This is a genomic window from Pseudomonas sp. S3_G06 (assembly GCF_054667565.1).
Genome location: NZ_CP162738.1, coordinates 5,820,107 through 5,838,364, shown reverse-complemented (window position 1 = coordinate 5,838,364; position 18,258 = coordinate 5,820,107). Strand labels below are relative to the sequence as shown.

Below are 18,258 nucleotides of genomic sequence, written 5' to 3'. Positions count from 1 at the left end.
TACGGACGACGCATTTCTTACAGGCACAAAAAACCGGGCACTAGGCCCGGTTCTTTGTTTCAGACTGACGTCTTACTCGGCGGATACAGCTTCGCCAGCAGTAGCACGATCAACCAACTCGACATACGCCATAGGCGCGTTGTCGCCAGCGCGGAAACCGCACTTGAGGATGCGCAGGTAGCCACCCTCACGGGTAGCGTAACGCTTGCCCAGGTCGTTGAAGAGCTTACCAACGATAGCTTTCGAACGAGTACGGTCGAAAGCCAGACGGCGGTTAGCCAGGCTGTCTGTCTTGGCCAGAGTGATCAGCGGCTCGGCTACGCGGCGCAGTTCTTTGGCTTTTGGCAGAGTAGTTTTGATCAGCTCGTGCTCGAACAGCGACACCGCCATGTTTTGGAACATGGCCTTGCGGTGCGAGCTGGTGCGGCTCAGGTGACGACCACTTTTACGATGACGCATGGTTCATTCCTTACCAAACACTACGTTCGGTGATTACGACGATCAGGCAGTCGCCTTGTCGTCCTTCTTAAGACTTGCAGGCGGCCAGTTGTCGAGGCGCATGCCGAGGGACAGACCGCGGGAGGCCAGAACGTCCTTGATTTCAGTCAAGGATTTCTTGCCCAGGTTCGGAGTCTTCAACAGCTCTACTTCGGTACGCTGAATCAGGTCGCCGATGTAGTAGATGTTTTCCGCCTTAAGGCAGTTAGCCGAACGTACAGTCAGTTCCAGATCGTCAACCGGGCGAAGCAGGATCGGATCGATCTCGTCTTCCTGCTCGACAACCAGCGGCTCACTTTCACCTTTGAGGTCGACGAACGCAGCCAGCTGCTGTTGCAGGATGGTTGCAGCGCGACGGATAGCCTCTTCAGGATCCAGGGTACCGTTGGTTTCCAGATCAATAACCAGCTTGTCCAGGTTGGTACGCTGTTCGACACGGGCGTTTTCCACCACGTAAGCGATACGGCGAACCGGGCTGAACGAAGAGTCAAGCTGCAAGCGACCGATGCTGCGGCTTTCGTCTTCATCGCTCTGACGCGAGTCGGCTGGTTCATAACCACGACCACGAGCTACGGTGAGCTTCATGTTCAGGGCGCCGTTAGACGCCAGGTTAGCGATTACGTGATCGGGATTAACGATCTCGACATCATGATCCAGCTGAATATCGGCAGCGGTAACCACCCCCGAACCCTTCTTCGACAAGGTCAGCGTAACTTCGTCACGACCGTGCAGCTTGATGGCCAGACCTTTAAGGTTCAACAGGATTTCAATTACGTCTTCCTGTACACCTTCGATGGCGCTGTACTCGTGGAGCACACCGTCAATCTCGGCCTCGACTACTGCGCAGCCGGGCATTGAGGACAACAGGATGCGGCGCAGCGCGTTGCCCAGGGTGTGGCCAAAACCACGCTCGAGAGGCTCGAGAGTGATCTTGGCGCGGGTTGGACTGACAACCTGCACATCAATGTGGCGGGGTGTCAGGAACTCATTTACCGAAATCTGCATGGATGCACCTATTTTCTAGCCCTTACTTGGAGTAGAGCTCGACAATCAGGCTTTCGTTGATGTCGGCGGACAGATCACTGCGAGCAGGAACGTTCTTGAAAACGCCCGACTTCTTCTCAGTGTCTACTTCTACCCATTCTACGCGGCCACGTTGGGCACACAGATCGAGAGCTTGGACAATGCGAAGTTGGTTTTTTGCTTTCTCGCGAACTGCAACCACGTCACCAGCACGAACCTGATACGACGGAACGTTTACGGTCTGACCGTTTACGCTGATCGACTTGTGCGATACCAGTTGACGGGATTCGGCACGAGTCGAACCAAAGCCCATACGGTATACAACGTTGTCCAGACGGCATTCGAGCAGTTGCAGCAGGTTTTCACCGGTTGCACCTTTCTTGCCAGCAGCTTCTTTGTAGTAGCCGCTGAACTGACGCTCGAGAACGCCGTAGATACGACGGACCTTCTGCTTTTCACGCAGTTGGGTGCCGTAGTCGGACTGGCGACCGCGGCGCTGGCCGTGGATACCAGGTGCTGCTTCAATGTTGCACTTCGATTCGATCGCGCGCACGCCGCTCTTCAGGAAGAGATCGGTGCCTTCGCGACGAGCGAGTTTGCATTTTGGACCAATGTAACGAGCCATTCTTTACAATCTCCTGGATTACACGCGGCGCTTCTTCGGCGGACGGCACCCGTTGTGCGGGATTGGCGTCACGTCGGTGATGCTGGCGATCTTGTAGCCACAGCCGTTCAAAGCGCGGACTGCGGATTCACGACCTGGACCTGGACCCTTGACGTTGACGTCGAGGTTTTTCAGGCCGTATTCCAGCGCAGCTTGACCAGCACGCTCAGCAGCTACTTGAGCAGCGAACGGGGTGGACTTGCGGGAACCGCGGAAACCCGAACCACCGGAGGTAGCCCAGGAAAGAGCGTTACCTTGACGGTCGGTAATGGTCACGATGGTGTTGTTAAAAGATGCATGGATGTGGGCGATGCCATCAACCACTGTCTTTTTAACTTTTTTACGAGGACGAGCAGCAGGTTTTGCCATGATTAAATTCCTGTCGATTCGCTGGGGCGATTACTTGCGGATCGGCTTACGCGGACCTTTACGGGTACGCGCGTTGGTCTTGGTACGCTGACCGCGTACTGGCAGACCACGACGATGACGCAGACCGCGATAGCAACCGAGGTCCATCAAGCGCTTGATTTTCATGTTGATTTCGCGACGCAGGTCACCTTCAGTGGTGAACTTCGCCACTTCGCCACGCAGCTGTTCAATTTGCTCGTCGCTCAGATCTTTGATCTTTGCTGCTGGGTTTACCCCAGTCACTGCACAGATCTTCTGCGCAGTAGTGCGACCAACACCATAGATGTAGGTCAGCGAGATAACAGTATGCTTGTTATCTGGAATGTTAACGCCTGCAATACGGGCCATTCAGTGGGACTCCAATTGACAGCTACCTACGCCCCGGAAGCCAAGAAATAGGGCGCGAGATAATATCGCTGTAATAACAAATAATCAACCCGGTAGCGCACTAGCTACCGGGCTTGAAGCACAATCACACTCAGCCTTGGCGCTGTTTGTGACGCGGTTCCGCGCTGCAAATTACTCGAACAACACCTTCGCGGCGAATAATCTTGCAGTTACGGCACAGCTTTTTCACCGATGCACGAACTTTCATCACCAACTCCTCGAACCTTATGGGTACTCAGCGCAACATGCCGCTGCCGTAACCCTTCAGGTTGGCTTTCTTCATCAGGGATTCGTACTGGTGCGAAACGAGGTGCGATTGTACTTGGGACATGAAGTCCATCACAACCACGACCACGATCAGCAACGAGGTCCCGCCAAGGTAGAACGGAACGTTTGCTGCAACCACCAGGAATTGGGGCAACAGGCACACGGCCGTCATGTAAAGAGCACCGAACAGGGTCAAGCGGGTCAGAACGCCATCAATATAGCGCGCAGACTGCTCACCTGGACGGATGCCCGGAATAAAGGCACCGGACTTCTTCAGGTTTTCCGCTACGTCTTTCGGATTGAACATCAACGCCGTATAGAAGAAGCAGAAGAAAATAATCCCTGCACTAAACAGCAGAATATTCAACGGCTGACCAGGAGCGATCGACTGCGAGATGTCCTGCAACCAGCCCATACCTTCAGACTGACCGAACCAGGCACCCAACGAAGCCGGAAACAGCAAGATGCTGCTCGCGAAAATAGCCGGAATAACACCGGCCATGTTCACCTTCAGCGGCAAGTGGCTTGTCTGCGCAGCAAAAACCTTGCGGCCCTGCTGACGCTTGGCGTAGTGAACAGCGATACGACGCTGGCCACGCTCAATGAACACCACGAAACCGATAATCGCTACTGCCAGCAAACCGATGGCAACCAGGGCGAAGATGTTGATATCACCCTGACGCGCAGACTCGAAAGACTGCCCGATTGCTCTCGGAAGACCGGCGACGATACCCGAAAAAATCAACATCGAGATACCGTTGCCAACACCACGCTCAGTAATCTGCTCACCCAGCCACATCATGAACATCGCACCAGCCACAAATGTGGTTACCGCGACGAAATGGAAGCCAAAGTCACCAGTGAACGCGACGCCCTGCCCGGCCAGACCAATGGACATGCCAATAGCCTGGACCAGAGCGAGAGCGACGGTGAGGTAGCGGGTGTACTGGCTAATCTTGCGACGGCCAGCTTCACCTTCCTTCTTCAACTGCTCCAGCTGCGGGCTGACGGCGGTCATCAATTGCATGATGATCGATGCCGAAATGTACGGCATGATCCCCAGTGCAAAGATGCTCATCCGTTCCAGCGCGCCGCCGGAGAACATGTTGAACAAGCTAAGAATGGTCCCCTCATTCTGTCGAAACAGGTCTGCGAGTCGGTCCGGGTTGATACCTGGAACCGGGATGTGTGCGCCTATTCGGTAGACGATAATCGCCAGGAACAGAAAACGCAGACGAGCCCAGAGTTCAGACATACCGCCTTTGCCGAGCGCAGAGAGAGCACCTTGCTTAGCCATTTATTCCTCGAACTTGCCGCCAGCTGCTTCGATAGCCGCACGCGCACCTTTGGTGGCGCCGATTCCCTTGCCGATAGTGACAGCGCGAGTCACTTCACCGGACAGCATGATTTTCACACGCTGTACGTTGACGTTGATCACGTTGGCATCTTTCAGGGACTGCACAGTAACGATGTCGCCTTCCACTTTGGCCAGCTCGGACAAACGCACTTCTGCGCGATCCATGGCTTTCAGGGAAACGAAACCGAACTTGGGCAGGCGACGATGCAGCGGCTGTTGACCGCCTTCAAAGCCTGGAGCGATGGTGCCACCGGAGCGGGAGGTCTGACCTTTGTGACCACGGCCACCAGTCTTGCCCAAACCACTACCGATACCACGGCCCGGACGATGCTTTTCGCGACGGGAACCCGGCGCTGGACTCAGATCATTGAGTTTCATCGATTAACCCTCGACACGCAGCATGTAGTAAGCCTTGTTGATCATCCCGCGATTCTCGGGAGTATCCTGGACTTCTACAGTGTGACCGATGCGACGCAGACCCAGACCCTTAACGCACAGTTTGTGGTTAGGGATGCGGCCGGTCATGCTTTTGATCAGCGTAACTTTAACGGTAGCCATGATTACTTGATCTCCTCAACACGCAGGCCACGCTTGGCAGCGATGGACTCAGGAGACTGCATAGCCTTCAGACCCTTGAAAGTGGCGTGAACCACGTTTACCGGGTTAGTCGAGCCGTAGCACTTGGCCAGAACGTTCTGAACGCCAGCAACTTCGAGGACAGCACGCATAGCGCCGCCAGCGATGATACCGGTACCTTCAGAAGCAGGCTGCATGTACACCTTCGAAGCGCCGTGAGCGGACTTCATTGCGTACTGCAGAGTGGTGCCGTTCAGGTCAACTTGAATCATGTTGCGGCGAGCAGCTTCCATTGCCTTCTGGATCGCAGCAGGCACTTCACGCGACTTGCCACGGCCGAAGCCAACACGCCCTTTACCATCACCAACCACGGTCAACGCGGTGAAAGTGAAGATACGGCCGCCTTTAACGGTTTTGGCTACGCGGTTAACTTGAACCAGCTTCTCGATGTAGCCTTCGTCGCGCTTTTGGTCGTTATTTGACATAACTTAGAACTCCAGCCCAGCTTCACGAGCAGCATCAGCCAGCGCTTTAACGCGGCCGTGATACTTGAAGCCAGAGCGGTCGAAAGCCACTTGCGATACGCCAGCGGCCTTAGCACGCGTAGCGACCAGCTGGCCAACCTTTGTGGCCGCGTCGATGTTGCCAGTGGCACCATCACGCAGTTCTTTATCCAAAGTCGAGGCACTTGCCAGGACTTTGTTGCCGTCGGCCGAGATGACCTGGGCGTAGATGTGCTGCGACGAGCGGAACACGCAGAGACGCACGACTTCGAGTTCGTGCATTTTCAGGCGTGCTTTGCGAGCGCGACGCAGTCGAGTAACTTTTTTGTCGGTCATTTGCTATGCCCTACTTCTTCTTGGCTTCTTTACGACGGACGACTTCGTCCGCGTAGCGCACACCTTTGCCTTTGTACGGCTCTGGTGGACGGAAGTCGCGGATCTCGGCGGCCACTTGACCTACCAGCTGCTTGTCGATGCCCTTGATCAGGATATCGGTCTGGCTAGGAGTCTCAGCGGTGATGCCTTGCGGCAGTTCGTAATCCACTGGGTGCGAGAAGCCAAGAGCCAGGTTCAGAACCTGACCTTTTGCTTGCGCTTTGTAACCAACACCGACCAGCTGGAGCTTGCGCTCGAAGCCTTGGCTTACGCCCTGGACCATGTTGTTTACCAACGCACGCGTGGTACCGGCCATTGCGCGAGTTTGTTGATCGCCATTGCGAGCAGCGAAACGCAGCTCACCAGCTTCTTCAACGATCTCAACGGACGAATGGATGTTCAGTTCAAGAGTGCCCTTGGCACCCTTCACCGAAAGCTGTTGGCCTGCGAATTTGACTTCGACACCGGCTGGCAGCTTAACGGGGTTCTTAGCGACGCGAGACATGCTTATCCCCCCTTAGAACACAGTGCAAAGAACTTCGCCGCCGACACCGGCAGCGCGCGCAGCACGATCCGTCATCACACCTTTGTTGGTGGAGACGATAGACACGCCAAGACCGCCACGAACTTTCGGCAGATCTTCAACGGACTTGTACTGACGCAGGCCTGGACGACTAACGCGCTTCACTTCTTCGATAACCGGACGGCCTTCGAAGTACTTCAGCGAGATGGACAGCGACGGCTTGGCGTCGGTGGTGATCTGAAAATCCGCGATGTAACCTTCGTCCTTCAGGACTTTTGCTACAGCAGCCTTCAACGTGGAAGACGGCATGCTTACGACAGACTTTTCAGCCATCTGGGCATTACGGATTCGAGTTAGCATGTCCGCTAACGGGTCCTGCATACTCATGGGCTAGACGCTCCTAATACAAAAAAATTAGCCTTGCGGCTACTACTTGTCGCCGAGAACTTCCGGGCAGAAAAACACGGGCTCAGGCGAGCCGGTCATTCTAGACACACCCCAGAAATGAATCAAGCCCCAAAAGGGGCTTGATTCAGATTCAAGGCCACCGATGGTCTGGTTCTTGCGAACCCGAACATCGAGACTTTGACAACTGTTACCAGCTGGCTTTAACCAGACCTGGTACGTCACCACGCATTGCAGCTTGACGCAGCATGTTACGGCCGAGGCCGAACTTGCGGTACACGCCGTGCGGACGACCAGTCAGGCGGCAACGGTTACGCATGCGCGAAGCGCTAGCGTCACGTGGTTGCTTCTGCAGAGCTACGGTAGCTTCCCAACGCGCTTCTGGACTTGCGTTCAGATCGACGATGATAGCTTTCAGCGCTGCACGCTTGGTGGCGTACTTGGCAACGGTGAGCTGACGCTTCAGCTCACGGTTCTTCATGCTCTTCTTGGCCATTTTCCTACTCCAATCAGTTGCGGAACGGGAATTTGAAAGCACGCAGCAGAGCGCGGCCTTCATCATCGTTCTTGGCAGTGGTGGTCAGGGTAATGTCCAGACCGCGGAGAGCATCGATCTTGTCGTAGTCGATTTCCGGGAAGATGATCTGCTCTTTCACGCCCATGCTGTAGTTGCCACGACCATCGAAGGACTTGGCATTCAGGCCGCGGAAGTCGCGAACCCGAGGCAGGGAGATCGACAGCAGACGATCCAGGAACTCGTACATACGCTCACGGCGCAGGGTCACTTTGACGCCGATCGGCCATCCTTCGCGGACTTTGAAGCCAGCGATGGATTTACGAGCGTAGGTCACAACGACTTTCTGGCCGGTGATCTTTTCCAGGTCAGCAACAGCGTGCTCGATGACTTTTTTGTCGCCGATCGCTTCGCCCAGACCCATGTTCAGGGTGATTTTGGTAACGCGCGGAACTTCCATCACGTTCGAAAGCTTAAGTTCTTCCTTAAGTTTCGGAGCGATTTCCTTCCGGTAAATCTCTTTTAGTCGTGCCATGGTCTTCTACCTAGCAGTGTTCAAGCATCAACCGCTTTTTGGGTCGACTTGAAGACACGAATTTTCTTACCGTCTTCTACTTTGAAACCAACGCGGTCAGCCTTGTTGGTTTCGCCGTTGAAGATGGCGACGTTGGAAGCGTGCAGTGGCGCTTCTTTCTCGACGATACCGCCCTGTACGCCCGACATCGGGTTAGGCTTGGTATGACGCTTGACCAGGTTCAGACCACCAACAACCAGACGGTTGTCAGCAAGAACCTTCAGCACCTTACCGCGCTTACCTTTGTCTTTGCCGGCGATCACGATGATCTCGTCGTCACGACGAATCTTTTGCATGTCGGATCTCCTTACAGCACTTCTGGGGCGAGCGAGACGATCTTCATGAACTTCTCAGTACGAAGTTCACGGGTCACTGGCCCAAAGATACGGGTGCCGATCGGCTCTTGCTTGTTGTTCAGAAGAACAGCAGCGTTGCCATCAAAGCGGATAATGGAGCCATCAGCACGACGTACGCCGTGACGAGTGCGGACTACAACAGCAGTCATCACTTGGCCTTTTTTCACTTTACCGCGAGGAATTGCTTCCTTGACGGTAACTTTGATGATGTCACCGATACCAGCGTAACGACGATGGGAGCCACCCAGCACCTTGATGCACATAACACGGCGAGCGCCGCTGTTATCGGCCACATCGAGCATGGATTGAGTCTGAATCATATAATTTCTCCGACCCCTAGCCCTTAGACTTCCACAGCGCGTTCGAGAACATCAACCAGCGCCCAAGACTTGGTCTTGGCCATCGGACGAGTTTCACGAATAGTGACTTTGTCGCCGATGTGGCACTGATTGGTTTCGTCGTGCGCGTGCAGCTTAGTCGAACGCTTAACGTATTTACCGTAGATCGGGTGCTTTACGCGACGCTCGATCAGAACGGTGATGGTTTTGTCCATCTTGTCGCTGACAACACGGCCAGTCAGCGTACGGACAGTTTTTTCGGCTTCAGCCATGATCACTTACCTGCCTGCTGGTTGAGCACAGTCTTCACGCGAGCGATGTCACGCTTAACTTGCGAGAGCAGATGAGACTGCCCCAACTGGCCAGTTGCTTTCTGCATGCGCAGATTGAACTGGTCGCGCAGCAAGCCGAGCAGTTGCCCGTTCAGCTGCTGTGCGGATTTTTCACGAAGTTCATTCGCTTTCATCACATCACCGTCCGTTTAACAAAGGAGGTGGCGAGCGGCAGCTTTGCAGCAGCCAGGGCGAAAGCCTCACGCGCCAGCTCTTCAGAAACACCCTCGATTTCATACAGGACTTTGCCTGGCTGAATCTGGGCAACCCAGTACTCCACGTTACCCTTACCTTTACCCATACGAACCTCGAGAGGTTTCTTGGAGATCGGCTTGTCCGGGAATACACGGATCCAGATCTTGCCGCCACGTTTTACGTGACGGGTCAGAGCACGACGCGCTGACTCGATCTGACGAGCGGTGAGACGACCACGAGCAACAGACTTCAGCGCGAACTCGCCGAAGCTGACTTTGCTACCGCGCAGTGCCAGACCACGGTTGTGGCCGGTCATCTGCTTGCGGAACTTCGTACGCTTTGGTTGCAACATTTGGCGTACCCCTTACTTAGCAGCTTTTTTACGAGGCGCTGGTGCTTGTGGTTTCAGTTCTTCTTGGCGACCACCAATAACTTCGCCTTTGAAGATCCAAACCTTTACACCGATCACACCGTAAGTGGTGTGAGCTTCGTAGTTGGCATAGTCGATGTCGGCACGCAGGGTGTGCAGTGGCACACGACCTTCGCGATACCATTCAGTACGTGCGATTTCAGCACCGCCGAGACGACCGCTCACTTGGATTTTGATGCCTTTGGCACCAATGCGCATGGCGTTCTGTACAGCGCGCTTCATAGCGCGACGGAACATTACACGACGCTCCAGCTGCTGAGCTACGCTCTGCGCAACCAGCATACCGTCGAGCTCCGGCTTGCGGATCTCTTCGATATTGATGTGCACAGGCACACCCATTTGCTTGGTCAGGTCCTGACGCAGTTTCTCAACATCTTCACCTTTCTTCCCGATAACGATACCTGGACGAGCAGTGTGGATGGTGATGCGTGCAGTTTGGGCCGGACGATGGATATCGATACGGCTTACGGACGCGCTTTTTAGTTTGTCTTGGAGATACTCACGCACTTTCAGATCTGCGAACAAGTAGTCCGCATAAGTCCGACCGTCTGCGTACCAGACGGAGGTGTGCTCCTTGACGATTCCCAGGCGAATGCCAATGGGATGTACTTTCTGACCCATCTCTTCGACTCCGTTACTTGTCAGCAACCTTGACAGTGATATGGCAAGACCGCTTGACGATGCGATCAGCACGGCCTTTGGCACGTGGCATGATGCGCTTCAGCGAACGCCCTTCGTTGACGAAAACGGTGCTGACCTTCAGGTCATCAACGTCTGCGCCTTCGTTATGCTCGGCGTTGGCTACGGCCGACTCCAGCACTTTCTTCATGATCTCGGCGGCTTTCTTACTGCTGAAAGCCAACAGGTTGAGCGCTTCGCCCACCTTCTTCCCGCGGATCTGGTCGGCGACCAAGCGGGCTTTCTGGGCGGAGATTCGAGCGCCCGACAACTTAGCGGCTACTTCCATTTCCTTACCCCTTAACGCTTGGCTTTCTTGTCAGCCACGTGCCCGCGATAGTTGCGGGTACCGGCGAACTCGCCCAGTTTGTGGCCGACCATGTCTTCGTTAACGAGAACTGGGACGTGCTGACGACCGTTGTGTACTGCGATGGTCAGACCGACCATTTGTGGCAGGATCATCGAACGACGCGACCAGGTTTTAATTGGTTTGCGATCGTTCTTTTCCGCCGCCACTTCGATCTTCTTCAGTAGGTGAAGATCAATAAAAGGACCTTTTTTCAGAGAACGTGGCACTGTCGTATCCCTCTATTTACTTGCGACGACGGACGATCATTTTGTCGGTACGCTTATTACCACGAGTCTTCGCGCCCTTAGTCGGGAAGCCCCATGGCGATACCGGATGACGACCACCAGAGGTACGACCTTCACCACCACCATGTGGGTGGTCAACCGGGTTCATGGCAACACCACGAACGGTTGGGCGAACGCCACGCCAGCGTTTGGCACCAGCTTTACCCAGCGAACGCAGGCTGTGCTCGGAGTTCGAGACTTCACCCAGGGTCGCACGGCATTCAGCCAGGACTTTACGCATTTCACCGGAACGCAGACGCAGGGTCACGTAGACACCTTCACGAGCGATCAGCTGAGCCGAAGCACCAGCGGAACGAGCGATCTGTGCACCTTTACCTGGCTTCAATTCGATGCCGTGTACGGTAGAACCGACTGGAATGTTGCGCAGTTGCAGAGCGTTGCCTGGCTTGATTGGAGCCAGAGCGCCTGCGATCAGCTGGTCGCCAGCACTCACGCCTTTAGGGGCGATGATGTAGCGGCGCTCGCCGTCTGCGTAGCACAGCAGTGCGATGTGAGCAGTACGGTTTGGATCGTATTCGATACGCTCGACAGTGGCGACGATGCCATCTTTGTCGTTGCGACGGAAATCGACCATACGGTAATGCTGCTTATGACCACCACCGATGTGACGAGTGGTAATACGGCCATTGTTGTTACGACCACCAGACTTCGATTTTTTCTCGAGCAGCGGTGCGTGAGGAGCGCCTTTATGCAGCTCCTGGTTGACCACCTTGACCACAAAACGGCGGCCAGGGGAAGTCGGTTTGCATTTAACGATTGCCATGATGCACCCCTTCCTTACTCAGCACTGCTGCTGAAATCGAGATCTTGGCCTGGCTGAAGGGAGATAACTGCCTTCTTCCAGTCATTACGCTTGCCCAGACCGCGAGCAGTGCGCTTGCTCTTACCCAGAACGTTCAGGGTAGTGACGCGCTCTACTTTCACGCTGAACAGGCTTTCGACGGCCTTCTTGATTTCCAGCTTGGTTGCATCGGTAGCAACCTTGAAAACGAACTGGCCTTTCTTGTCTGCCAGAACCGTAGCCTTCTCGGAAACGTGCGGGCCAAGCAGAACTTTAAATACGCGTTCCTGGTTCATCCCAGCAGCTCCTCGAATTTCTTCACGGCCGACACGGTGATCAACACCTTGTCGTATGCGATCAGACTAACTGGATCGGAACCTTGCACATCACGTACATCTACGTGCGGCAGGTTGCGAGCAGCCAGGTACAGGTTCTGATCAACAGCGTCCGACACGATCAAAACGTCGGTCAGGCTCATGTTGTTCAGCTTGCCCAGCAGATCTTTGGTTTTCGGAGTTTCAACAGCGAAATCCTGAACCACGACCAGACGATCAGTACGCACCAGCTCAGCAAGGATGGAACGCATTGCTGCGCGATACATCTTCTTGTTCAGCTTCTGGGAGTGATCCTGTGGACGAGCTGCGAAAGTGGTACCGCCGCCACGCCAGATTGGGCTACGGATAGTACCGGCACGAGCACGGCCAGTACCTTTCTGACGCCATGGGCGCTTGCCGCCACCACGAACGTCGGAACGGGTCTTCTGCTGCTTGCTACCTTGACGGCCGCCGGCCATGTAGGCCACGACTGCTTGGTGAACCAGCGTCTCGTTGAATTCGCCGCCAAATGTCAGTTCGGAAACTTCGATCGCTTGAGCGTCATTTACATTTAATTGCATGTCAGCTTCCCCTTAACCGCGAGCCTTGGCTGCTGGACGTACAACCAGGTTGCCGCCAGTAGCGCCAGGAACAGCACCCTTGACCAACAACAGATTGCGTTCAGCGTCCACGCGCACTACTTCCAGGGACTGCACGGTCACGCGCTCAGCGCCCATATGACCGGACATTTTTTTGCCCTTGAATACACGACCAGGAGTCTGGCACTGGCCGATAGAGCCTGGGACGCGGTGGGATACGGAGTTACCGTGGGTGTTATCTTGCCCGCGGAAATTCCAACGCTTGATCGTACCCTGGAAGCCTTTACCCTTGGACTGACCGGTTACATCAACCAGTTGACCAGCGGCGAAGATTTCAGCGTTGATCAGATCGCCAGCCTGGTACTCGCCTTCTTCAAGGCGGAATTCCATGGTGGTGCGACCAGCGGCAACGTTCGCTTTAGCGAAGTGGCCAGCCTGAGCTGCTGTTACACGCGAAGCGCGACGCTCGCCGACAGTGACTTGCACTGCACGATAGCCATCGGTCTCTTCAGTTTTGAACTGGGTGACGCGATTCGGCTCGATCTCAATGACCGTGACCGGAATGGAGACACCTTCTTCGGTGAAAATACGGGTCATACCGCATTTACGACCGACTACACCAATAGTCATGTTGTAAACCTCATGAGTGTACGGGGCTTTCACCCGCTATGGCCGCCCATTTCAGAGCGTTACACGACCAAGACCGAGTCTTAGCCGAGGCTGATCTGCACTTCCACACCGGCCGCAAGATCAAGCTTCATCAGCGCATCAACGGTTTTATCCGTTGGCTGGACGATGTCCAGAACACGCTTATGAGTGCGGATCTCGTACTGGTCACGCGCGTCTTTGTTGACGTGCGGGGAAACCAGAACGGTGAACCGCTCTTTACGGGTAGGCAGTGGAATTGGACCACGCACTTGAGCACCAGTACGTTTCGCGGTTTCCACGATTTCCTGGGTTGATTGGTCGATCAGGCGATGGTCAAAAGCCTTCAACCTGATACGGATTTGCTGATTTTGCATTGGATTTCAGACTCCGGCTGCTATTCCCACCGGGCGCAATACGCCCGTTAAAAGGAGGCGCAATTCTATAGACGCCCCCGATAGGTGTCAACCCAATAAAAAAGCCCCCGCTGAGCGGGGGCTTTTTCAATCCATCAAGCTGACTTTAAAAGTCTTACTCGATGATTTTGGCTACGACGCCAGCGCCGACGGTACGACCGCCTTCACGGATAGCGAAACGCAGACCATCTTCCATCGCGATGGTTTTGATCAGGGTAACAGTCATCTGAATGTTGTCACCTGGCATTACCATTTCAACGCCTTCTGGCAGCTCGCAGTTACCGGTCACGTCAGTAGTACGGAAGTAGAACTGTGGACGATAGCCTTTGAAGAACGGAGTGTGACGACCGCCTTCTTCCTTGCTCAGAACGTAAACTTCTGCGGTGAACTTGGTGTGCGGCTTGACCGAACCTGGCTTGACCAGAACCTGGCCACGCTCAACGTCGTCACGCTTGGTACCACGCAGCAGAACGCCGCAGTTCTCGCCAGCACGACCTTCGTCGAGCAGTTTGCGGAACATCTCAACACCGGTGCAGGTGGTGGTGGTGGTGTCACGCAGACCAACGATTTCCAGAGCGTCCTGAACGCGAACGATACCGCGCTCGATACGACCAGTCACAACAGTACCGCGACCCGAGATCGAGAACACGTCTTCGATTGGCATCAGGAATGGCTTGTCGATCATACGAACTGGTTCTGGGATGTAGGTATCCAGAGTTTCAACCAGTTTACGAACGGCAGTGGTGCCCATTTCGTTGTCGTCTTTGCCTTCCAGCGCCATACGAGCCGAACCGATGATGATCGGAGTGTCGTCGCCTGGGAAGTCGTAGGTCGACAGCAGGTCACGAACTTCCATCTCAACCAGTTCCAGCAGCTCAGCGTCGTCTACCAGGTCAGCCTTGTTGAGGAAAACCACGATGTACGGAACGCCTACCTGACGGGACAGCAGGATGTGCTCACGGGTTTGTGGCATCGGACCATCAGCGGCCGAGCAAACCAGGATCGCGCCGTCCATCTGGGCAGCACCGGTGATCATGTTCTTCACGTAGTCAGCGTGACCTGGGCAGTCAACGTGAGCGTAGTGACGAATAGTCGAGTTGTACTCAACGTGAGCGGTGTTGATGGTGATACCGCGAGCTTTTTCTTCTGGTGCGCTGTCGATCTTGTCGAATTCAACGACAGCCGAACCGAAAACTTCGGAGCAGACGCGAGTCAGAGCAGCAGTCAGAGTGGTTTTACCGTGGTCAACGTGACCAATGGTGCCAACGTTGACGTGCGGTAGGGAACGATCAAATTTTTCTTTAGCCACGACAATTAACTCCTAGCCTAAAGGGGCTGAATCAGCCTTGTTTTTTGGTTACGGATTCGACGATGTGCGACGGAGCCGTATCGTATTTTTTGAATTCCATAGAGTAGCTTGCGCGACCCTGGGACATGGAACGAACGTCGGTCGCATAACCGAACATCTCACCCAGTGGTACCTCGGCACGGATAACCTTGCCGGACACTGTGTCTTCCATACCCTGGATCATGCCGCGACGACGGTTAAGGTCGCCCATCACATCACCCATATAGTCTTCAGGCGTAACAACCTCTACCGCCATGATCGGCTCGAGCAACTCACCACCACCCTTCTGGGCCAGTTGCTTGGTCGCCATGGAAGCAGCCACCTTGAACGCCATCTCGTTGGAGTCGACGTCGTGGTAAGAACCATCGAACACCGTAGCCTTCAGGCCGATCAGCGGATAGCCGGCAACAACGCCGTTCTTCATCTGCTCTTCGATACCCTTCTGGATAGCCGGGATGTATTCCTTAGGAACCACACCACCTACAACTTCGTTCACGAATTGCAGACCTTCCTGACCTTCGTCAGCAGGAGCAAAACGGATCCAGCAGTGACCGAATTGGCCGCGACCACCGGACTGACGAACGAACTTGCCTTCGATTTCACAGTTCTTCGTGATGCGCTCACGATACGAAACCTGAGGCTTGCCGATGTTGGCTTCGACGTTGAACTCACGGCGCATCCGGTCAACCAGGATGTCCAGGTGCAGCTCGCCCATGCCGGAGATGATCGTCTGACCAGTCTCTTCATCAGTTTTAACGCGGAAAGACGGGTCTTCCTGAGCAAGCTTGCCCAGAGCGATACCCATTTTTTCCTGGTCATCCTTGGTCTTAGGCTCTACGGCAACCGAAATAACCGGCTCCGGGAAGTCCATGCGAACCAGGATGATTGGCTTGTCAGCGTTGCAGAGGGTTTCACCGGTGGTGACGTCCTTCATGCCGATCAGGGCCGCGATGTCACCAGCGCGTACTTCCTTGATCTCTTCACGGGCGTTTGCGTGCATTTGCACCATACGACCCACGCGCTCTTTCTTGCCCTTGACCGAGTTGATCACGCCGTCGCCGGAGTTCAACACGCCCGAGTAAACGCGGACGAAAGTCAGGGTACCCACGAATGGGTCGGTAGCGATCTTGAACGCCAGAGCCGCGAAAGGCTCGTTGTCGTCTGCATGACGCTCCATCTCTTCTTCCTCGTTATCAGGGTTGGAACCCTTGATAGCAGGAATGTCGGTCGGAGCAGGCAGGTAGTCGATAACGGCGTCGAGAACCAGGGGAACACCCTTGTTCTTGAACGAAGAACCGCAAACGGCCAGAACTATTTCGCCGGCGATAGTACGCTGACGCAAAGCAGCCTTGATCTCTTCGATCGACAGCTCTTCGCCTTCCAGGTACTTGTTCATCAGCTCTTCGTTGGCTTCGGCAGCGGCTTCAACCATGTTGTTGCGCCACTCTTCAGCCAGCTCTTGCAGCTCGGCAGGAATGTCCTTGCGAACAGGGACCATACCTTTGTCGGAGTCGTTCCAGTAGACAGCTTGCATGTTGATCAGATCGATCTGACCTTGGAAGTTGTCTTCGGAACCGATAGCCAACTGGATCGGCACCGGAGTGTGACCCAGACGCTGCTTGATCTGACCGATCACGCGCAGGAAGTTGGCGCCGGCACGGTCCATCTTGTTTACGTAAACAAGACGTGGAACGCCGTATTTGTTGGCTTGACGCCATACGGTTTCCGACTGCGGCTCAACACCCGAAGTACCGCAGAACACAACGACAGCGCCGTCGAGTACGCGCAGGGAACGCTCAACTTCAATGGTGAAGTCAACGTGGCCCGGGGTATCGATTACGTTGAAACGGTGCTCGTGAGAGTACTGCTTCTCGGAACCTTTCCAGAAGGCGGTGATGGCAGCAGAAGTAATGGTAATACCACGCTCCTGCTCCTGAACCATCCAGTCTGTGGTCGCGGCGCCATCATGCACCTCGCCCATTTTGTGACTTTTGCCGGTGTAAAACAGTACGCGCTCGGTGGTGGTGGTTTTACCAGCATCCACGTGAGCGACGATACCGATGTTACGGTAGCGGCTAATCGGAGTAGTACGAGCCATAAAGCCCTCGCAAAATTAGTGAAGCTAAAATTAGAAGCGGTAGTGCGAGAAAGCTTTGTTAGCTTCGGCCATACGGTGCACGTCTTCACGCTTCTTAACAGCAGCACCTTTACCTTCAGCAGCATCCAGCAGTTCGCCAGCCAAACGCAGAGCCATAGACTTCTCGCCGCGCTTACGGGCGAAGTCTACCAACCAGCGCATTGCCAGAGCGTTACGACGGGAAGGACGAACCTCGACCGGAACCTGGTAAGTAGCACCACCAACGCGGCGCGACTTCACTTCGACCAGCGGAGCGATGGCGTCGAGTGCTTTTTCGAAGAGTTCCAGGGGATCGGTGCCAGCCTTACGGGCCGCAACGGTTTCCAGGGCACCATAAACGATACGCTCGGCAACGGCTTTCTTGCCGCTTTCCATAACGTGGTTCATGAATTTGGCGAGGATCTGGCTTCCGTATTTCGGATCGTCCAGAATCTCACGCTTTGCTGCTACGCGACGTCTTGGCATGATAAGCCCTCAAGCGGTCTTCAGGTTAGCTCGGGACAGATCCGATGGATGCGTGCCCGACCTTACTCTTATCGACTCAATAAAATAAAAATCTGCAAAACGGCCGATTACTTCGGACGCTTGGTACCGTACTTCGAACGACCCTGGTTACGGCCTTTAACGCCGGAAGTATCCAAGGAGCCGCGAACGGTGTGGTAACGAACACCTGGCAAGTCTTTTACACGACCGCCGCGGATCAGTACCACGCTGTGCTCTTGCAGGTTGTGGCCTTCACCGCCGATGTACGAGGAAACCTCGAAACCGTTGGTCAGACGCACACGGCATACTTTACGCAGTGCCGAGTTAGGTTTTTTCGGCGTGGTGGTGTACACACGGGTGCACACGCCACGACGTTGCGGGCAGTTCTGCAGCGCAGGTACGTCGGATTTCTCGACGATACGCTTACGCGGCTGACGTACCAGCTGGTTGATAGTTGCCATCTACTAGCTCCACTGTT

General features: G+C 54.9%; 32 protein-coding genes. All 32 read right to left on the bottom strand.

What is annotated here, in order from left to right:
• Positions 1-72: 72 nt before the first annotated feature.
• Positions 73-459 (bottom strand): 50S ribosomal protein L17, encoded by a 387-nt coding sequence (rplQ, locus tag AB4N47_RS26135; protein WP_003176402.1) that lies wholly within the window; start codon positions 457-459, stop codon positions 73-75.
• A 42-nt stretch (positions 460-501) separates the two neighbouring features.
• Complete coding sequence (locus AB4N47_RS26130) at positions 502-1,503, bottom strand: DNA-directed RNA polymerase subunit alpha (RefSeq protein ID WP_016772946.1); 1,002 nt, start codon at positions 1,501-1,503, stop codon at positions 502-504.
• 22 nt (positions 1,504-1,525) lie between these two features.
• A complete protein-coding gene (gene rpsD / locus AB4N47_RS26125) occupies positions 1,526-2,146 on the bottom strand; it encodes a 30S ribosomal protein S4 (RefSeq protein ID WP_003176404.1) in 621 nt (206 codons plus the stop codon).
• An 18-nt stretch (positions 2,147-2,164) separates the two neighbouring features.
• Positions 2,165-2,554, bottom strand: a complete 390-nt coding sequence (gene rpsK / locus AB4N47_RS26120; protein WP_002555466.1) for a 30S ribosomal protein S11 — start codon at positions 2,552-2,554, stop codon at positions 2,165-2,167.
• 30 nt (positions 2,555-2,584) lie between these two features.
• Positions 2,585-2,941: a 30S ribosomal protein S13 gene (gene rpsM, locus AB4N47_RS26115; RefSeq protein WP_003186020.1), complete on the bottom strand. Its 357-nt coding sequence runs from the start codon at positions 2,939-2,941 to the stop codon at positions 2,585-2,587.
• Positions 2,942-3,071: 130 nt separating this feature from the next.
• Positions 3,072-3,188 (bottom strand): 50S ribosomal protein L36, encoded by a 117-nt coding sequence (gene rpmJ / locus AB4N47_RS26110; RefSeq protein ID WP_002555468.1) that lies wholly within the window; start codon positions 3,186-3,188, stop codon positions 3,072-3,074.
• Between the two features lie 27 nt (positions 3,189-3,215).
• On the bottom strand, positions 3,216-4,544 hold the full coding sequence (gene secY, locus AB4N47_RS26105) for a preprotein translocase subunit SecY (RefSeq protein WP_016772945.1): 1,329 nt from the start codon (positions 4,542-4,544) through the stop codon (positions 3,216-3,218).
• On the bottom strand, positions 4,545-4,982 hold the full coding sequence (gene rplO, locus AB4N47_RS26100; RefSeq protein WP_003228720.1) for a 50S ribosomal protein L15: 438 nt from the start codon (positions 4,980-4,982) through the stop codon (positions 4,545-4,547).
• A gap of 3 nt (positions 4,983-4,985) precedes the next feature.
• Entirely contained in the window at positions 4,986-5,162 is a 177-nt protein-coding gene (gene rpmD / locus AB4N47_RS26095; protein WP_003176408.1) for a 50S ribosomal protein L30, read from the bottom strand.
• 2 nt (positions 5,163-5,164) lie between these two features.
• Complete coding sequence (rpsE, locus tag AB4N47_RS26090) at positions 5,165-5,665, bottom strand: 30S ribosomal protein S5 (protein WP_007955637.1); 501 nt, start codon at positions 5,663-5,665, stop codon at positions 5,165-5,167.
• Between the two features lie 3 nt (positions 5,666-5,668).
• Positions 5,669-6,019, bottom strand: coding sequence for a 50S ribosomal protein L18 (rplR, locus tag AB4N47_RS26085; RefSeq protein ID WP_003186037.1), 351 nt, complete (start codon positions 6,017-6,019; stop codon positions 5,669-5,671).
• A 10-nt stretch (positions 6,020-6,029) separates the two neighbouring features.
• Entirely contained in the window at positions 6,030-6,563 is a 534-nt protein-coding gene (rplF, locus tag AB4N47_RS26080) for a 50S ribosomal protein L6 (protein WP_007966176.1), read from the bottom strand.
• A gap of 12 nt (positions 6,564-6,575) precedes the next feature.
• Positions 6,576-6,968 (bottom strand): 30S ribosomal protein S8, encoded by a 393-nt coding sequence (rpsH, locus tag AB4N47_RS26075; protein ID WP_016772944.1) that lies wholly within the window; start codon positions 6,966-6,968, stop codon positions 6,576-6,578.
• Positions 6,969-7,176: 208 nt separating this feature from the next.
• Positions 7,177-7,482, bottom strand: a complete 306-nt coding sequence (rpsN, locus tag AB4N47_RS26070) for a 30S ribosomal protein S14 (RefSeq protein WP_003186042.1) — start codon at positions 7,480-7,482, stop codon at positions 7,177-7,179.
• Positions 7,483-7,495: 13 nt separating this feature from the next.
• Positions 7,496-8,035 (bottom strand): 50S ribosomal protein L5, encoded by a 540-nt coding sequence (gene rplE / locus AB4N47_RS26065; RefSeq protein ID WP_003210069.1) that lies wholly within the window; start codon positions 8,033-8,035, stop codon positions 7,496-7,498.
• A gap of 20 nt (positions 8,036-8,055) precedes the next feature.
• On the bottom strand, positions 8,056-8,370 hold the full coding sequence (gene rplX, locus AB4N47_RS26060) for a 50S ribosomal protein L24 (protein WP_003186046.1): 315 nt from the start codon (positions 8,368-8,370) through the stop codon (positions 8,056-8,058).
• A gap of 11 nt (positions 8,371-8,381) precedes the next feature.
• On the bottom strand, positions 8,382-8,750 hold the full coding sequence (rplN, locus tag AB4N47_RS26055) for a 50S ribosomal protein L14 (protein WP_002555479.1): 369 nt from the start codon (positions 8,748-8,750) through the stop codon (positions 8,382-8,384).
• Positions 8,751-8,773: 23 nt separating this feature from the next.
• Positions 8,774-9,040: a 30S ribosomal protein S17 gene (gene rpsQ, locus AB4N47_RS26050; RefSeq protein WP_003194644.1), complete on the bottom strand. Its 267-nt coding sequence runs from the start codon at positions 9,038-9,040 to the stop codon at positions 8,774-8,776.
• Positions 9,041-9,042: 2 nt separating this feature from the next.
• A complete protein-coding gene (gene rpmC, locus AB4N47_RS26045; protein WP_460154379.1) occupies positions 9,043-9,234 on the bottom strand; it encodes a 50S ribosomal protein L29 in 192 nt (63 codons plus the stop codon).
• Positions 9,234-9,647 carry a 50S ribosomal protein L16 gene (gene rplP, locus AB4N47_RS26040; RefSeq protein WP_003228729.1) on the bottom strand — a complete coding sequence of 138 codons (414 nt, stop codon included), beginning with the start codon at positions 9,645-9,647 and terminating at the stop codon, positions 9,234-9,236. The genes rpmC and rplP overlap by 1 nt, the downstream gene beginning before the upstream one ends.
• Before the next feature lie 12 nt (positions 9,648-9,659).
• Positions 9,660-10,346 carry a 30S ribosomal protein S3 gene (gene rpsC, locus AB4N47_RS26035; protein WP_003176422.1) on the bottom strand — a complete coding sequence of 229 codons (687 nt, stop codon included), beginning with the start codon at positions 10,344-10,346 and terminating at the stop codon, positions 9,660-9,662.
• Positions 10,347-10,359: 13 nt separating this feature from the next.
• The gene (rplV, locus tag AB4N47_RS26030; RefSeq protein WP_003103908.1) at positions 10,360-10,692 is read right to left on the bottom strand and encodes a 50S ribosomal protein L22; all 333 of its coding nucleotides are present in this window, start codon (positions 10,690-10,692) and stop codon (positions 10,360-10,362) included.
• A gap of 11 nt (positions 10,693-10,703) precedes the next feature.
• On the bottom strand, positions 10,704-10,979 hold the full coding sequence (rpsS, locus tag AB4N47_RS26025) for a 30S ribosomal protein S19 (RefSeq protein ID WP_011336172.1): 276 nt from the start codon (positions 10,977-10,979) through the stop codon (positions 10,704-10,706).
• Between the two features lie 16 nt (positions 10,980-10,995).
• Positions 10,996-11,820: a 50S ribosomal protein L2 gene (gene rplB / locus AB4N47_RS26020; protein WP_016772943.1), complete on the bottom strand. Its 825-nt coding sequence runs from the start codon at positions 11,818-11,820 to the stop codon at positions 10,996-10,998.
• Between the two features lie 14 nt (positions 11,821-11,834).
• Complete coding sequence (rplW, locus tag AB4N47_RS26015; RefSeq protein WP_002555488.1) at positions 11,835-12,134, bottom strand: 50S ribosomal protein L23; 300 nt, start codon at positions 12,132-12,134, stop codon at positions 11,835-11,837.
• The gene (rplD, locus tag AB4N47_RS26010) at positions 12,131-12,733 is read right to left on the bottom strand and encodes a 50S ribosomal protein L4 (RefSeq protein ID WP_003228735.1); all 603 of its coding nucleotides are present in this window, start codon (positions 12,731-12,733) and stop codon (positions 12,131-12,133) included. Before rplD ends, rplW begins: the two co-directional genes overlap by 4 nt.
• 12 nt (positions 12,734-12,745) lie before the next feature.
• Positions 12,746-13,381 carry a 50S ribosomal protein L3 gene (gene rplC / locus AB4N47_RS26005; protein WP_003228738.1) on the bottom strand — a complete coding sequence of 212 codons (636 nt, stop codon included), beginning with the start codon at positions 13,379-13,381 and terminating at the stop codon, positions 12,746-12,748.
• A gap of 80 nt (positions 13,382-13,461) precedes the next feature.
• Positions 13,462-13,773, bottom strand: a complete 312-nt coding sequence (gene rpsJ, locus AB4N47_RS26000; RefSeq protein WP_003186070.1) for a 30S ribosomal protein S10 — start codon at positions 13,771-13,773, stop codon at positions 13,462-13,464.
• Positions 13,774-13,927: 154 nt separating this feature from the next.
• Positions 13,928-15,121: an elongation factor Tu gene (gene tuf, locus AB4N47_RS25995; RefSeq protein WP_024014521.1), complete on the bottom strand. Its 1,194-nt coding sequence runs from the start codon at positions 15,119-15,121 to the stop codon at positions 13,928-13,930.
• 31 nt (positions 15,122-15,152) lie between these two features.
• Complete coding sequence (gene fusA, locus AB4N47_RS25990; protein ID WP_016772942.1) at positions 15,153-17,258, bottom strand: elongation factor G; 2,106 nt, start codon at positions 17,256-17,258, stop codon at positions 15,153-15,155.
• Between the two features lie 30 nt (positions 17,259-17,288).
• The gene (gene rpsG / locus AB4N47_RS25985) at positions 17,289-17,762 is read right to left on the bottom strand and encodes a 30S ribosomal protein S7 (protein WP_016772941.1); all 474 of its coding nucleotides are present in this window, start codon (positions 17,760-17,762) and stop codon (positions 17,289-17,291) included.
• A 107-nt stretch (positions 17,763-17,869) separates the two neighbouring features.
• Positions 17,870-18,241, bottom strand: a complete 372-nt coding sequence (gene rpsL / locus AB4N47_RS25980; protein WP_003186084.1) for a 30S ribosomal protein S12 — start codon at positions 18,239-18,241, stop codon at positions 17,870-17,872.
• Positions 18,242-18,258: the final 17 nt, after the last annotated feature.

What these genes read in the sequence shown, in the direction of transcription:
- secY (WP_016772945.1), bottom strand. Translation starts at nt 4,544, where the DNA reads ATGGCTAAGCAAGGTGCTCTCTCTGCGCTCGGCAAAGGCGGTATGTCT.
- rpsD (WP_003176404.1), bottom strand. Translation starts at nt 2,146, where the DNA reads ATGGCTCGTTACATTGGTCCAAAATGCAAACTCGCTCGTCGCGAAGGC.
- fusA (WP_016772942.1), bottom strand. Translation starts at nt 17,258, where the DNA reads ATGGCTCGTACTACTCCGATTAGCCGCTACCGTAACATCGGTATCGTC.
- rplW (WP_002555488.1), bottom strand. Translation starts at nt 12,134, where the DNA reads ATGAACCAGGAACGCGTATTTAAAGTTCTGCTTGGCCCGCACGTTTCC.
- rpsG (WP_016772941.1), bottom strand. Translation starts at nt 17,762, where the DNA reads ATGCCAAGACGTCGCGTAGCAGCAAAGCGTGAGATTCTGGACGATCCG.
- rplV (WP_003103908.1), bottom strand. Translation starts at nt 10,692, where the DNA reads ATGGAAGTAGCCGCTAAGTTGTCGGGCGCTCGAATCTCCGCCCAGAAA.
- rpsH (WP_016772944.1), bottom strand. Translation starts at nt 6,968, where the DNA reads ATGAGTATGCAGGACCCGTTAGCGGACATGCTAACTCGAATCCGTAAT.
- rpsK (WP_002555466.1), bottom strand. Translation starts at nt 2,554, where the DNA reads ATGGCAAAACCTGCTGCTCGTCCTCGTAAAAAAGTTAAAAAGACAGTG.
- rplE (WP_003210069.1), bottom strand. Translation starts at nt 8,035, where the DNA reads ATGGCACGACTAAAAGAGATTTACCGGAAGGAAATCGCTCCGAAACTT.
- rpsM (WP_003186020.1), bottom strand. Translation starts at nt 2,941, where the DNA reads ATGGCCCGTATTGCAGGCGTTAACATTCCAGATAACAAGCATACTGTT.
- rplB (WP_016772943.1), bottom strand. Translation starts at nt 11,820, where the DNA reads ATGGCAATCGTTAAATGCAAACCGACTTCCCCTGGCCGCCGTTTTGTG.
- rplX (WP_003186046.1), bottom strand. Translation starts at nt 8,370, where the DNA reads ATGCAAAAGATTCGTCGTGACGACGAGATCATCGTGATCGCCGGCAAA.
- rpmJ (WP_002555468.1), bottom strand. Translation starts at nt 3,188, where the DNA reads ATGAAAGTTCGTGCATCGGTGAAAAAGCTGTGCCGTAACTGCAAGATT.
- rplF (WP_007966176.1), bottom strand. Translation starts at nt 6,563, where the DNA reads ATGTCTCGCGTCGCTAAGAACCCCGTTAAGCTGCCAGCCGGTGTCGAA.
- rplP (WP_003228729.1), bottom strand. Translation starts at nt 9,647, where the DNA reads ATGTTGCAACCAAAGCGTACGAAGTTCCGCAAGCAGATGACCGGCCAC.
- rpsQ (WP_003194644.1), bottom strand. Translation starts at nt 9,040, where the DNA reads ATGGCTGAAGCCGAAAAAACTGTCCGTACGCTGACTGGCCGTGTTGTC.
- rpsC (WP_003176422.1), bottom strand. Translation starts at nt 10,346, where the DNA reads ATGGGTCAGAAAGTACATCCCATTGGCATTCGCCTGGGAATCGTCAAG.
- rpsN (WP_003186042.1), bottom strand. Translation starts at nt 7,482, where the DNA reads ATGGCCAAGAAGAGCATGAAGAACCGTGAGCTGAAGCGTCAGCTCACC.
- AB4N47_RS26130 (WP_016772946.1), bottom strand. Translation starts at nt 1,503, where the DNA reads ATGCAGATTTCGGTAAATGAGTTCCTGACACCCCGCCACATTGATGTG.
- rpsL (WP_003186084.1), bottom strand. Translation starts at nt 18,241, where the DNA reads ATGGCAACTATCAACCAGCTGGTACGTCAGCCGCGTAAGCGTATCGTC.
- rpmD (WP_003176408.1), bottom strand. Translation starts at nt 5,162, where the DNA reads ATGGCTACCGTTAAAGTTACGCTGATCAAAAGCATGACCGGCCGCATC.
- rplN (WP_002555479.1), bottom strand. Translation starts at nt 8,750, where the DNA reads ATGATTCAGACTCAATCCATGCTCGATGTGGCCGATAACAGCGGCGCT.
- rpsJ (WP_003186070.1), bottom strand. Translation starts at nt 13,773, where the DNA reads ATGCAAAATCAGCAAATCCGTATCAGGTTGAAGGCTTTTGACCATCGC.
- rplC (WP_003228738.1), bottom strand. Translation starts at nt 13,381, where the DNA reads ATGACTATTGGTGTAGTCGGTCGTAAATGCGGTATGACCCGTATTTTC.
- rplQ (WP_003176402.1), bottom strand. Translation starts at nt 459, where the DNA reads ATGCGTCATCGTAAAAGTGGTCGTCACCTGAGCCGCACCAGCTCGCAC.
- rplR (WP_003186037.1), bottom strand. Translation starts at nt 6,019, where the DNA reads ATGACCGACAAAAAAGTTACTCGACTGCGTCGCGCTCGCAAAGCACGC.
- rplO (WP_003228720.1), bottom strand. Translation starts at nt 4,982, where the DNA reads ATGAAACTCAATGATCTGAGTCCAGCGCCGGGTTCCCGTCGCGAAAAG.
- rpsE (WP_007955637.1), bottom strand. Translation starts at nt 5,665, where the DNA reads ATGTCAAATAACGACCAAAAGCGCGACGAAGGCTACATCGAGAAGCTG.
- rplD (WP_003228735.1), bottom strand. Translation starts at nt 12,733, where the DNA reads ATGCAATTAAATGTAAATGACGCTCAAGCGATCGAAGTTTCCGAACTG.
- rpmC (WP_460154379.1), bottom strand. Translation starts at nt 9,234, where the DNA reads ATGAAAGCGAATGAACTTCGTGAAAAATCCGCACAGCAGCTGAACGGG.